We start from the raw sequence: 13,023 nt of genomic DNA, 5'->3' as shown, positions 1-13,023 counted from the left end.
ACGCGCCATTCCCCGCCGTGTTTCCACGCTGCCATTCATGTCAGTCATTCTCCGTCAACCACTCGGTGCGCCCATGGGTCAGGCGCCAGAAGCATCAGGCAGCATTTGTTTTCACCTGGCCACGGCCGACACCCGTATAGGTGAAGCCTGCCTTGATGACATCCGTGGGATTGTAGACATTACGCAGGTCCACAAGGATCGCGCTTTTCATCAGGCCACGCACCCTGGTCAGGTCGAGTGCACGGAAAGCATCCCATTCCGTCACCACCGTCATGACATCCGCACCGGCTACGGTTTCGTACGGGTCCTTGCAGAACACGACGCCTTCATCGATCACCTTGCGCGCCTGTTCCATGCCAACCGGGTCAAAGGCACGGATGTTTGCGCCCGCATCCCTGAGCGCACGCGTGATGGCAATGGACGGTGCGTCACGCATGTCATCCGTGTTGGGCTTGAAGGTCAGGCCCAGCAGGGCAACCGTCTTACCACGGATATCGCCACCCGCCGCCTGGATGATCTTGCGGCCCATGGCGCGCTTGCGCTGGTCGTTGACATTCGCCACCGCCTCGATAATGCGTCCGGGCACACCATAATCCTGGCCGGTCTTGATAAGCGCGCTGACATCCTTGGGGAAACACGATCCACCAAAGCCGGGCCCCGCATGCAGGAACTTGGAACCGATGCGGTTATCCAGCCCCATGCCACGCGCGACATCCTGCACGTTGGCACCGGCTTCCTCACATAGATCGGCAATTTCGTTGATGAACGTGATCTTGGTGGCGAGGAAGGCATTGGCCGCGTATTTGGTCAGTTCGGACGTGCGGCGGTCGGTAAACAGGATGGGGGCCTGATTGAGGAACAGCGGACGGTAGACTTCCGACATGACTTCACGCGCACGCGGGTCAGTCGTGCCGATCACGATGCGGTCGGGCCGCTTGAAATCACCAATGGCAGCCCCTTCGCGCAGGAATTCCGGATTGGACGCGACCGTGAAATCCGCATCGGGCCGCGTTTCGCGGATCAGGCGTTCGACTTCATCACCGGTGCCGACCGGCACCGTGGATTTTGTCACCACGACGGTATAGCCCTGCAGTTCCGCCGCGATATCCTTCGCCACCTGATAGACATAGCTCAGGTCCGCATAGCCATCGCCACGGCGGGACGGCGTGCCCACGGCAATGAACACCACATCAGCGTCGCGCACGCCCCATCCCAGATCCAGGTCGAACTTGAGACGGTCGGCCGCGACGTTGCTGGCGATCAGTTCCGCCAGGCCCGGCTCATAAATCGGCACGCCGCCGCTGCGCAGGGATTCAATCTTGCGTGGGTCCGTATCGATGCATCGGACCTCATGCCCGAAATCCGCAAAACACGCGCCGGTTACAAGGCCAACATAACCGGCCCCGATCATAGCAATTTTCATCCTGCTCTTCCTTGTAACGGAAAACCTGTATCGTAAAATGGCATCGTATTCCCATTATGCGCTGGAGGCCGAATCTCTACTCAATAAAGGCCGGGGCACCGGTCCGGGCCTTGAGACGAAACGTGCGGTCCTGCATGACCCTGATGATCGATGAGACACATCTCAAGGCGCACCGGACATCGGCGTCCCTGCTCAAAAAAGGTTTTTTTTCGCCATATCGGGCGGACAAAAAGTGGCCTGAACTCAAAACTCCATGCCGTGTGCGATGGTCAGGGTCGGCCTGTTCGCCTGCATCTGACAGCAGGTCAGGTCAGTGACTTCAAGGGCGCAGACGTGCTGCTGGCAGATCTCTCCGACGGGACAGAAGAAGTCATCGGGGACAGGGGCCATGACAGCAACCGGATCAGGTTATCGCGTGCAGAACGCAATATCACTGCCTGTATTCCTCCGAAAAAGAACCGGAAATCAAAGCCGCCTTACAACTGGCATCTGTATGAAAAGCGCCATCTGATTGAAAACATGTTCGCAAAGCTGAAAGACTGGCAATGTATTGCAACCAGATACGATCGCTGCGCCCATACATTCATGTCTGCAATCCACATCGCAGCAAGCTTCATCTTCTATCTTAAAGAATAAGGCATGCGCCTAGCACCGCGTGGAAAAACGATCCCATGGCGTGATGCGGGTTACGGGCAGTTCAACGGGGCAGGCAAAGACCTCGGCTGACAGGAAAGCCTGTTCCGCCTCCACCTGCTCCTCAGGCAGCGAGATGGACCACGCACGCGGGTTTCCATCGGTTCCGTCATTCCAGCGGTAGCCACGCTGGCGCAGCATGTCCTTGTATTCATAAGGTGCGTTCTCGGCCCAGATCCGGCAACGGATCTGCCGGGCGTTTTCCAGCAGGACGCCCAGCGCCGGACGCCCCGATACCGGCAGGTCACGATCCAGGATCGCAATGCCCGCGTGGCAGTCATCCACCGCCCGGTGGCCATCAAACCAGAAACCCGCCTGCATCCCCAGATAGGACAACTTGCGTCCTTCATACCCTTCCGCTGCCCAATCCACATCGCGCATGGAGCACGCCCATGGCTTGGTGGTGAAGACAGGTGTGAAGCGTTCTGCAAACTTCCGGTCAAAATTTGCATTATGTGCGATAATTAATGACGCCGGTGCGACAAAACGTTCCACTTCTTCCGGGGTGACGGACTGCCCCGCCACCATGGCCGGGGTAATGCCGGTCAGTTCGGTAATCTGCGCCGGAATGGGACAGGAGGGTTCGCGCAGGCGGCTGAAAGGTTCCAGCGACCCCAATATCCGCCCATCCAGCGTATAGACGAAGGGGACGATCCCGAATTCGATGATTTCGTCCTTCGCGGCACTCAGCCCGGTTGTCTCAAGATCAAGGAACATGCCAAGCCGTGTGCCCGTCCCCTCCGGGTACTGATCCAGCATGCGTGGCGCCAGCGGGCGCAGGACACGGTATCGCCCTGTCCCCTCCAGCGTCCGGGCCATGTGTTCCATCGGGTCGGAAGTCGGGTCATCTGTCATCACGGGTCTCCTGTGGCGGCCATGTCCACATGGGTATGCAGACAGCATGGACGCCCCGTCCAGCAGAACGGGCGTTGTTCCGGGGCGGGACATGGAATATTACAAAACTTGTCAGGCTGGCTGAATCCTGATGCAGTTCGACCGTACACACAGGATACGCCATGGCACAGGATGCCACGCCAGACCGCCCCACCCCGCCCGACCCGTCCCCATCCCGTCCGTCATCGCCCCCGAATCCCCACCGTCTGGAGGACAGGGGCGATGATACGATCATACGCGTGGGGCAGGTTGACCGCATCTGGTCCGATTTCTATCACCACGCCCTGACCGCGCCGTGGAGTACGTTCTTCTACGGCTCCCTGCTGGTTTACGTTGGCATCAACCTGCTGTTCGCCCTGCTGTACATGGCGGACAGCAACGGAATCAGCGGCACGCATCCACACAGCTTCGCCGATTTCTTCTTTTTCAGCGTGCAGACCCTGTCCACCGTCGGCTATGGCGGCATGATCCCCGTCAGCCGTACCGCCAATCTGATCGCAACGGTGGAGGTACTGGGCGGCATGATGATCAACGCCCTGGCGACGGGGCTGATCTTCGCGCGTTTTTCACGGCCACGCGCCCGGGTAATGTTCAGCCACAAGGCGCTCATCCTGTGGGAAAACAACCAGCTTCACCTTGATATCCGCATTGCCAACTGCAGGCGCAGCCCGATCCTGTCGGTGGATGTGGAATGCGCACTGGCCCGTCTGATCCGCACGCCTGCGGGTCGGGTGGTGCGGCAATTCGATCCCCTGCCGCTACAGCAGGCGCATGTGCCGGTCCTGCGCTTTGCCTGCACGCCCACGCATGTGATTGATAAGGACAGTCCCCTATACAACATGACCGAAACAGACCTGTCGGCACAGGAGGCGGAAATCATAGTCAGCCTGACCGGCACGGACGAAGCATCCGGCCAGACAGTATTCGCTCGCTCCGCTTACGGGTTTGACCGTATGCTTTATAACCATCGCTTCGTGGATATCATAAACGCCGGGCCTGATGGACGGATCACCGTTGACTACACCCGTTTCGACCAGACCGAATCGCCGCAGGACGCAGCAGCCGATGTGGCGGAATACCTGGCTGACCAGCCTGACTGACCTTCATCCGCCGCGCATCCTGCGCGCGGGCGCGTGCGCCATGGGCATCATGGCCTGCGCGGGATCCGTCCATGCCCGTCCCGCCCACCATGACCATGCCCCACCCGCGCCTGAAGCCCCGCCGGAACTGGCATACGGCCTGCCCGCCGCCTGTATCGCCCATGTCATCACGGCCCCGCTGCTGACCAATAGCGGCAGTCCCATCATTCCCGTCACCTTCAACACGATGGACGGGCTGTCCTATATCAGCGTGACGCAGGACAGGGTGGGCGTTTACGCCGCCGCCCCGCATGATTTCCCACCGGAATCCATCATAAACGTCCAGACCATCGCAGGTGAGGACACCACCTACACCACCACACTGAACACCATGCGCATAAACAACGGCATGGCGGAAAACGTGCCTGCACTGCTGGAGGGAGTCGGCCTGCCCCATATCAACGACCGGCCCGTGCTGGGGATTATCGGATATGATGTGCTGGGTAATTATGACGTGCTGTTCGATTTCCCGGCCCGGCGCATGGTCCTGTTCCTGCCACGCGAGGGCAGGGCGTGCCCGCCAATGCGTGACTGGCTGGGGGCAGACAGCACGGCGCTGCCGCTGCTGCCCGATTCCACGGGGCGGATGACCGGGGTGGCCCTACGGGTGGGAGACCGGCCCGTGCGGATGGAGGTTGAGCCGGGGGCTGACATTTCCTCCCTTTCACGCAGGGATGCGCGTGCGCTGGGCCTGACCAGCGCCATGCTGCATACGGACATGCACGTGCGTACCAATGCGGGCAAGATCCTCAATGGGCGGCGGCATCATTTCGATAATGTCACGCTGGGGGCATGGCAGGGCCTGGGCCTGGACGTGAATGTGGAAAAGACCAGCTACAGCGTCCTGGGCATGAACTTCCTGCGTCGCAGGCGGGTCCTGATGGCGTTTCCACAGGGCATGGTCTTCATGACGCCACAGCAGGACATGCCGGATGACCGGGGGCAGGCCACCCATGGCGTGCTGAGCACGCGCACCGCCATCGCCCGAATGGTTGAAACCCCACCACCGTCCACGGGCAATAACACCCTGCTGGTACCAACGGACAGGCCAGTCCCCCCTGCCGCCGCGCACTGACCTTTATGCCGGCAGGTCGCCGCCCATGGGCAGCAACCTGTCACGATAGGGACCAGGCACGCGTTCCAGTTCCGCCATGCTGCCCTGCTGGGCAATGCGTCCCTTCTCCATCACCACAATTCGATCGAATCCCCGCAGCGTGGACAGGCGGTGCGCCACCGCGATCACGGTACGCCCAACCATCAGTCGTTCAAGGGCGGCATGGACATGGCGCTCGCTTTCACCATCCAGCGCACTGGTCGCTTCATCCAGAATCAGCACCGGCGCATTGCGCAGAAAAGCGCGCGCAATGGCAATACGCTGGCGCTGTCCGCCCGACAGCATCACGCCCCGTTCCCCCACCACGGTATCAAAGCCGCGTGGCATGGCGGCAATAAAGCCGGTGCATCGTGCAGCCTCCGCCGCCGCGCGGACTTCCGCATCGGTGGCGTCGGGGCGGCCATAGCGGATGTTTTCCCCTACCGAACGGCGCAGCAGGTACACATCCTGCGGCACGACCGCCATGGTGGCGCGCAGGCTGGCCTCATCCAGTTCCAGAATGTTGATGCCATCCATTTCCACCGCCCCCGCCTGCACGAAACGCTGGCGCTGCAGCAGGGCAAGGACCGTGCTTTTGCCCGATCCCGACACGCCTACCAGCCCGACACGGCTGCCTGCCGGAATATCCAGGTCAAAATGCGACAGGACGGGCGGACTGCCGGGATAGGCAAAGCTGACATCGCGCAGCCGCACATGCCCCCGGCACGCCGTGGGTGGCAGGGTCCTGGATTCCATGACGCCGCTGCGTTCATGCGGCACCAGCAGGTGACCCAGGGTTTCAGACAGGCGGGTGACATGCTTCATGGCCTCGACCATGGAAAAGGCAAGGTCACGCGTGCAGTTCAGGATCAGGAACCCCAGTGTCGTCACCATCACCACATCCCCGGTCGTGGCCCGGTGCATGCGCCACAGTTCCACCGCCCAGACCAGCAGCCCCGTGGTCATGAAGGCGGTAACAGTGGAATGGATCATGCGCAGCTGTTCCATGTACCGCAGCGAACGGCTGTGCATGCCCGTTTCCACCTGGATGCGCCTGCGCATGCGGCCATGTTCAGAACCGATCATGCCATAGGCGCGCACCAGCGGCAGGTTCTGCATCACATCCAGCATTTCGCCGTCCACCTCCGCCGCCTCGGCGGCATAGGACAGATGCAGGAACTGTCCCCGTCCCGCCAGCCTGTATATGCCCAGACCCAGCAGCAGGGTCATGCCCACCAGTACCAGCGCCATCCACGGACTGACGGTGCCAAGGGTGACAATGGCCAGCACAAGGTTAAGCACCGACGGCAGCAGGTTCCACGCCGCCATGTTTTCCAGCGCCACCACCGCGCCCGCCGCCGCCGATACACGCGCCGCCAGCGCACCGGACAGCCGGTCCGCGAAATAGGTCGCGGCATGGCCGGTCAGATACCGGAACAGGTCCTGGCGCACATCGCCGCCCACGCGCACGAACACGCCCGACGCCATCCACCCCGCGACACGCCATGCCGCGTTGTCACAGATGATGGTGGCGCAGAACAGGATGATGGACACCCATACAGCCCCCATCCCCTGCCCGCCCTGCGTCATGCCGTTGACCAGGTGGCGGATGATGGCGGACATGCCCACATTGCATGCGACCGCCACCGCAATCGCGCTGACAATGATGACATGCCAGCGCACATGCAGGCGCACGTAATGGAAAATGAACGCAAGCGGGTGATGCCGGTAACGCTGCAGGTCGGCCATCCCCGCCATATCGGGCGCGGGACCGGGGTCTGCCGGATGCGGCAGACGGGGATCGATTACAGTCATGGATGTGATGCTGCCCTCCAGGCGTGGCGAACGGGTTGGTCCGTATTTCTGCCGTATTCGGCCCGGTATCATGACTGCATGACAGACGTACCCCTATCCCGAGTGGCGGGACGCATCACCATCATGTCCCTGCTGGTCCTGTGGCTGGCCATCATGGCGCATGACCCGATTGCCCTGCCCTTCTTCTGAAACCCGCCGGGCCGGCGGTGGTTCATATCCGAACACCGACCGGCCGCCATATTCGTGTGAACGGTTGTATTCCTCCGCCATGATGGCGGAAAAGCTGGGACCAGTTGCGTCCCGCTCCAGACGGCGTGCGGCCGTATCCAGCCTGCGGATGGCGTCCAGCCGTTCCTCCCGCCCCAGCTTCGCCGCCGTTACCGCCGCCTTCATGACCGACAACGTGCGGTCATATACCGCCACAGGCACGGGATAGGGATGGCGGTCCTTGCCGCCATGGGCCAGCGAAAACCGCGCGGGATCGGAAAAACGGCACGGCGCGCCGTGCACGACCTCCGCCACCAGCGCCAGCGCGCGCACGGTCCGCGCCCCCACGCCGGGCACACGCAACAGGCCCGCGAAATCCCGTGGTCCTGCTTCCGCCGCCGCGGCCAGCGCACCATGCAGGCGACGCATGTTCACATCCTGCGGCTGGACATCATGGTGATCGGGCATGGACAGGTGCGGCAACTCCCCCTGCGCGGGCACGGGCGGAGGTGGCCGTCCCTCGATACGCATGAGCACGCGTGTCAGCCTGTCAGGTCCCATGTCATGCAGCAGCCCCACCTGTCCCCGGCGCGAGGCATCGGCCCGCCGGTCGGTCAGGTTCATGATCGCAGACTTCGTGGCGCGGCCATCAATGGCCGTGTGCGGGGCCTCGACAAAGTTCTCCAGCCCTTCGGACAGCCAGTGATAGCGCCGCGCCATGCGCCGACCGGTATGCATGCCCTGCTGGACCACGCACCACCGACCATCCGCCGCCACCACGAAACCATGCAGGTACAGGTCGAATCCGTCCTGCACGGCGGCACTGTCCACCTTGGCCACCATGCGGCTGGTCGCCACCAGCGGGGTGGCGTCAAGACCGGTCGCCTGCCCCACATCCAGCAGTTCATCAGGCGTACGGCGGGAATGGCGCCCCCGGCCACCGCATACATACAGGCCCAGTTCATCCTGCAACGGGGCCAGCCCGCGCTTGAGCGCCCCGATCACGCTGGTGGTCATGCCTGATGAATGCCAGTCCATGCCCATGACCGCGCCAAAGGACTGGAACCAGAAGGGATGGGCAAGGCGGCGCAGGAATTCATCGCGCCCATAATGATGAATGATCGCCTGCGTGATGACCGCGCCAAGGCGCGCCATGCGCTGCCCCAGCCACGCAGGCACGCGGCCGGTATGCAGCGGCAGGTCGGCGGAGCCTGCGCGTCTGGTCATGACGTTCCCCCTGTGGCCTGACCCCGTCGGGAATCAGTCGTGGCGGTGCTTCCGGGCGGTTTTCATGAATGTGGCAAGGCCCGCATCCAGCGCATGGCGGAAGGCATCCAGCGTTTCAGCGCCCACATAATGCTCCATGCCCTCGGCATCAATACGCGCATTGGCTTCACTGATACCCAGCGCGCACAGGAAGCGTTCAACCGTATGGTGCCGCGCGCGGCTCAGCGCCGCCATGTCATGCCCGGCATCGGTCAGGAAAATGCCGCGATAGGGACGGCGCGTCACCAGCCCGTCCGCCTCCAGCCGCACCAGCATCTTCGCCACCGTGGGCTGCGAGACCCCAAGCCGCGCCGCGATATCCACCTGTCGCGCTTCCTGCCCGTCATTGAGCAGGTCATCGATCAGTTCGACATAATCCTCGATCAGGGCAGTCTTGCGCGCCAGTCGTGCCTGGCGGAAACCGGCGGACTGCATGTCGGCGTCCGGCATGGGTTGCGGGCGCGGATCGCGCGGCGGCCGCCCCCCGCCGCCGTGGCCCGCTGGCATCATGGGTTGAACACGATCGTCTTGTGTCCGTTGGGAATGACCCGGCATTCGGTAAAGTACCGCACGGCGCGGGCCAGCACCCGGCGTTCGATATCCCGCCCCTTGCGGATCAGGTCATCGGGGCTGTCGGCATGGGTGATGCGTTCGACATCCTGTTCGATGATCGGGCCTTCATCCAGGTCGGGCGTTACGAAATGGGCCGTGGCCCCGATCAGCTTCACACCGCGCGCAAAGGCCTGGTGATAGGGCTTCGCCCCCTTGAAGCCGGGCAGGAAGGAATGATGGATGTTGATGCAGCGACCGGTGAGCCATTCGCTCATGCCATCGGACAGGATCTGCATGTACCGTGCCAGCACCACCAGTTCGGCATCCGTCTCGCGCACGATATCCGCAATGCGGGCTTCCTGTTCTCCGCGCGTGGCGGCGGTCACCGGCAGGTAATGGAACGGGATGCCGTCCAGATCGATATGGGCATAGGTCTGCCGGGGATGGTTGGCGATGATGGCCACCGGTTCGATGGCCAGTTCGCCAATGCGCCAGCGGTACAGCAGGTCAACAAGGCAATGGTCAAAGCGCGAGACCATGATGACGGTGCGGGTGGGACACGGGTTTTCACGCAGCGACCATTTCATGCCAAACCGCGCGGCGACCTGAGCCAGCGCCACGTCCAGCCCCCCGCGCGCGATGCCATCGGCCGGCACGCTGAACACGACGCGCATGAAGAAGATACGGCTTTCGCGTTCATCAAACTGCTGGGCGCCCGCGATATCCCCACCCAGTTCGAACAGCGTGTGGCTGATCGCGGCGACAATGCCCGGACGGTTCGGGCATGACAGCGTCAGGATATAGGAACGGCGGTCGCGGTTCTTGTGGTCGGGCATCATTTCCCCATTGCCGGGCATGGCGCGCTAGCGCGTGCGGCCCGTATCGGGCACGGTGTTGTAAAACCAGCATTCGCCCGTGGCCTTGCGCACACCAGCCTGCGTGGTAGGCACGGGTCTGACCACATCGCCGCCCGGCACCCAGCCTTCGGGTGTCATGATGGTGTTGCCCGCGCTGCGACGCAGGGCTTCGACAAGGCGGAGCAGTTCCTCGACCGAGCGGCCAACGGACATGGGATACCATATCACGGCGCGGATGATGCCATCGGGGTCGATCACGTAGCACGCCCGCACGGTGGCACTGTTCTGCGCGGTCTGGTCCAGCATGCCATAGGCGCGGCATACCGCCATGGAAGGGTCTTCCACCAGCGGAAAGGGAATTTCGACCCCGAAGCGTTCGTATATCGTCTCCAGCCACGCCAGATGCGCGTACAGGCTGTCAACCGACAGCCCCAGCAGGGCGCAGTCCAGCGCGTCGAAACGGTCCTGCGCCTTGGCCAGCGCCATGAATTCGCTGGTGCAGACCGGCGTGAAATCCGCCGGATGCGAGAAAAACAGCAGCCAGCGACCACGGAAATCCGACAGGCGCATCTCACCTTTCGTGGTACGCGCCTGAAAGTCCGGCGCCACGTCACCGATACGCAACGGGCGGGGTTCGGTCATGCCGCCGGTTGCGGGTATGCTTCCCTCATTGCTCATACCCTGCCCTTTTGCATCTGTCGCGCCTTGACGCAAGCCATCTTATAACATACATTTATTATGTAATTCATAAAGTATGGAAGACATTCCATGACCGACCCTGTCATCGCGGCCGTAACCAGCCAGATCACAACATGCCGCGCCACGGGCCACGTGCCTGTTGTCAGGACGTTTTTCGACAACCCGACCTTCACCGCCACCCATGTTGTTCATGACCCCGCCACCATGGCCTGCGCCATCGTGGACAGCGTAATGGACTATGATCCCGCATCCGGCCAGACCGATCACGCCATGGCGCAGGAAATCGTGGATTACGTGACGGCGGAAAAGCTGAAGGTGGAATGGCTGCTGGAAACGCATGTCCATGCCGACCACCTTTCCGCCGCCCCCTGGCTGCAGGAACGGCTGGGCGGCAGGCTGGGGATCGGGGAATCCATCATCCGCGTCCAGGACATATTTGGCAAAATGTTCAACGCGGGCACGCGTTTCGCGCGCGACGGGTCGCAGTTCGACCGCCTGTTCAGCGACGGGACGCAGTTCATGCTGGGTTCGCTGCCCGCCATCGCCCTGCATGTGCCCGGCCACACGCCCGCGGACATGGCGTATGTGATCGGGGACGCAGCCTTTATCGGTGATACGCTGTTCATGCCCGATTACGGCACGGCGCGCGCTGATTTTCCCGGGGGCGACGCCCGTATGCTGTATCATTCCATCCGGCGGCTGCTGTCGCTGCCTGAGGAAACCCGCGTCTTCCTATGTCATGACTACAAGGCGCCGGGACGCGATGAATATGCGTGGGAAACCACAATCGGCGCGGAACGGCACGACAACGTCCACGTTCATGACGGCGTGGATGAAGATGCTTTCGTCAAAATGCGCACCGCACGCGATGCCACGCTGTCGCTGCCGAACCTGATCATGCCTTCGGTGCAGGTCAACATGCGTGGCGGGCACCTGCCCGAACCGGAAGACAATGGTGTAAGTTATATCAAAATCCCGGTCAGCGGTTCATGACATCCCTGTTACAGTCGATTAGAGCCGGTTTTTCATTCTGAGTTACGGAGACCCTTCATGACAGATACCGACCCAGCCACCCCGAACCTGTCCAGCCCCGCGCACGGGCTGACCTATGATGTCGTCGTGGTAGGCGGCGGGGCGGCCGGCCTGTCCACGGCTGCCAGCATTCTCAAGCGCCGGGGCGGTATCACGGTCGCGATCATCGAACCGTCGGGATCGCATTTCTACCAGCCGGGCTGGACGCTGGTGGGGGGTGGCGTATTCAAGCAGTCCCAGACGCGGCGTTCGGAAAAGCGGCTGATCCCCGCCGGTGCGGACTGGATACAGGCGGCGGCGACCGGGTTCGAACCCGACTCCAACCTTGTGCACCTGTCGAACGGGTCGTCCATCCGCTACGACATCCTGGTGGTCGCAACCGGCCTGACGCTGGACTGGGACGGGATCGAGGGGCTGAGCGAAACGCTGGGCCGCAATGGCGTGACCTCCAACTACCGTTATGACCTTGCCCCCTACACCTGGCAGCTGGTGCAGACGCTGGGCCGGGGCAATGCCGTGTTCACCCAACCGCCCATGCCGATCAAATGCGCGGGCGCGCCGCAGAAGGCCATGTACCTGGCCTGTGACGCATGGCGCAGGCGGGGACTGGCCGACAATATCAATGTCTCCTTCCACACCGCCACGCCGGGCCTGTTTGGGGTTAAGGAATACGTGCCGGCACTGATGGAATACATCCAGCGCTATCACATCGACCTGTGCCTGAAATCCAACCTGACGAAGGTGGATGGCAAGAACCGGGTCGCCACCTTCACCAACGTGGCCGAGGACGGCACCAAGACCACGACCGAGACGGAATTCGACATGCTACATGTCGTCCCGCCCCAGCGCGCGCCGGATGTGATCCGCAACAGCCCGCTGGCGGGTGAAGGCGGCTGGGTATCGGTTGATCCCGCCACCCTGCGGCATACGAAATATGAAAACGTGTTCGCACTGGGTGACGTGGCGGGCACGTCCAACGCCAAGACGGCGGCCGCCGTGCGCGTGCAGGCCCCGGTGGTTGCGGTCAACGTTCTGGCTACGCTGGACCACAAGCCCGCCGTCGCCGATTACGACGGTTACGGCGCATGCCCGCTGACGGTCGAACGCGGGAAGATCGTGCTGGCGGAATTCGGTTATGGCGGCAAACTGGAGCCGACCCTGCCGACATGGCTGCTTGATGGCCGCAAGCCCACGCATCTGGCATGGATGCTGAAGGAATGGGTCATGCCGGTACTGTATTGGGATGGCATGCTCAAGGGCCGCGAAATCATGGTCGCCCCCCACAAGATCGGCACGCCGCGCTGATTGACTGATAAAAAAGCAACAAAAGTTTTTGGGTGCCGCCTTTTTTCA

At 62.4% G+C, this 13,023-nt stretch carries 12 protein-coding genes; 5 read left to right on the top strand and 7 right to left on the bottom strand.

The window, feature by feature from the left end; translation table 11 throughout:
• Positions 1-94 precede the first annotated feature (94 nt).
• Positions 95-1,423, bottom strand: coding sequence for a UDP-glucose dehydrogenase family protein (locus tag AC1RQ9_RS10045; protein ID WP_485986745.1), 1,329 nt, complete (start codon positions 1,421-1,423; stop codon positions 95-97).
• 150 nt (positions 1,424-1,573) lie between these two features.
• Here AC1RQ9_RS10045 and AC1RQ9_RS10040 point away from each other — a divergent pair, with 150 nt between their 5' ends.
• The gene (locus tag AC1RQ9_RS10040) at positions 1,574-2,059 is read left to right on the top strand and encodes an IS5 family transposase (RefSeq protein WP_485986744.1); all 486 of its coding nucleotides are present in this window, start codon (positions 1,574-1,576) and stop codon (positions 2,057-2,059) included.
• 9 nt (positions 2,060-2,068) lie between these two features.
• On the opposite strand, the gene AC1RQ9_RS10035 is transcribed toward AC1RQ9_RS10040, so the two are convergent.
• A complete protein-coding gene (locus AC1RQ9_RS10035) occupies positions 2,069-2,971 on the bottom strand; it encodes a 3'-5' exonuclease (RefSeq protein WP_485986743.1) in 903 nt (300 codons plus the stop codon).
• Positions 2,972-3,132: 161 nt separating this feature from the next.
• On the opposite strand from AC1RQ9_RS10035, the gene AC1RQ9_RS10030 reads away from it, so the two are divergent.
• Together AC1RQ9_RS10030 and AC1RQ9_RS10025 are read left to right on the top strand one after the other, a co-directional pair.
• A complete protein-coding gene (locus AC1RQ9_RS10030; protein ID WP_485986742.1) occupies positions 3,133-4,110 on the top strand; it encodes an ion channel in 978 nt (325 codons plus the stop codon).
• Positions 4,076-5,224 carry a retropepsin-like aspartic protease gene (locus AC1RQ9_RS10025; RefSeq protein WP_485986741.1) on the top strand — a complete coding sequence of 383 codons (1,149 nt, stop codon included), beginning with the start codon at positions 4,076-4,078 and terminating at the stop codon, positions 5,222-5,224. Before AC1RQ9_RS10030 ends, AC1RQ9_RS10025 begins: the two co-directional genes overlap by 35 nt.
• Positions 5,225-5,227: 3 nt before the next feature.
• Here AC1RQ9_RS10025 and AC1RQ9_RS10020 read toward each other — a convergent pair whose 3' ends face one another.
• The 5 genes from AC1RQ9_RS10020 to AC1RQ9_RS10000 all read right to left on the bottom strand — a co-directional run bounded on the left by AC1RQ9_RS10020 (position 5,228) and on the right by AC1RQ9_RS10000 (position 10,617).
• Entirely contained in the window at positions 5,228-7,057 is a 1,830-nt protein-coding gene (locus AC1RQ9_RS10020; RefSeq protein ID WP_485986740.1) for an ABC transporter ATP-binding protein, read from the bottom strand.
• Between the two features lie 93 nt (positions 7,058-7,150).
• The gene (locus AC1RQ9_RS10015) at positions 7,151-8,491 is read right to left on the bottom strand and encodes a DUF763 domain-containing protein (RefSeq protein ID WP_485986739.1); all 1,341 of its coding nucleotides are present in this window, start codon (positions 8,489-8,491) and stop codon (positions 7,151-7,153) included.
• A gap of 33 nt (positions 8,492-8,524) precedes the next feature.
• Positions 8,525-9,040, bottom strand: a complete 516-nt coding sequence (gene mntR, locus AC1RQ9_RS10010) for a manganese-binding transcriptional regulator MntR (protein WP_256431447.1) — start codon at positions 9,038-9,040, stop codon at positions 8,525-8,527.
• Positions 9,037-9,939: a formyltetrahydrofolate deformylase gene (gene purU / locus AC1RQ9_RS10005; protein WP_485986738.1), complete on the bottom strand. Its 903-nt coding sequence runs from the start codon at positions 9,937-9,939 to the stop codon at positions 9,037-9,039. The genes mntR and purU overlap by 4 nt, the downstream gene beginning before the upstream one ends.
• Positions 9,940-9,945: 6 nt before the next feature.
• Entirely contained in the window at positions 9,946-10,617 is a 672-nt protein-coding gene (locus AC1RQ9_RS10000; RefSeq protein ID WP_193732768.1) for a peroxiredoxin, read from the bottom strand.
• Positions 10,618-10,707: 90 nt separating this feature from the next.
• Here AC1RQ9_RS10000 and AC1RQ9_RS09995 point away from each other — a divergent pair, with 90 nt between their 5' ends.
• Both AC1RQ9_RS09995 and AC1RQ9_RS09990 read left to right on the top strand, forming a co-directional pair.
• Positions 10,708-11,631 carry an MBL fold metallo-hydrolase gene (locus tag AC1RQ9_RS09995; protein ID WP_485986737.1) on the top strand — a complete coding sequence of 308 codons (924 nt, stop codon included), beginning with the start codon at positions 10,708-10,710 and terminating at the stop codon, positions 11,629-11,631.
• Positions 11,632-11,688: 57 nt separating this feature from the next.
• Positions 11,689-12,975: an NAD(P)/FAD-dependent oxidoreductase gene (locus AC1RQ9_RS09990; protein WP_485986736.1), complete on the top strand. Its 1,287-nt coding sequence runs from the start codon at positions 11,689-11,691 to the stop codon at positions 12,973-12,975.
• The last annotated feature ends 48 nt before the right edge of the window (positions 12,976-13,023 follow it).

It is taken from the genome of Komagataeibacter ossonobensis, from assembly GCF_057359305.1.
Note: the sequence above shows the minus strand (reverse complement) of the source record. Positions and strands in the feature narration are given on the sequence as shown.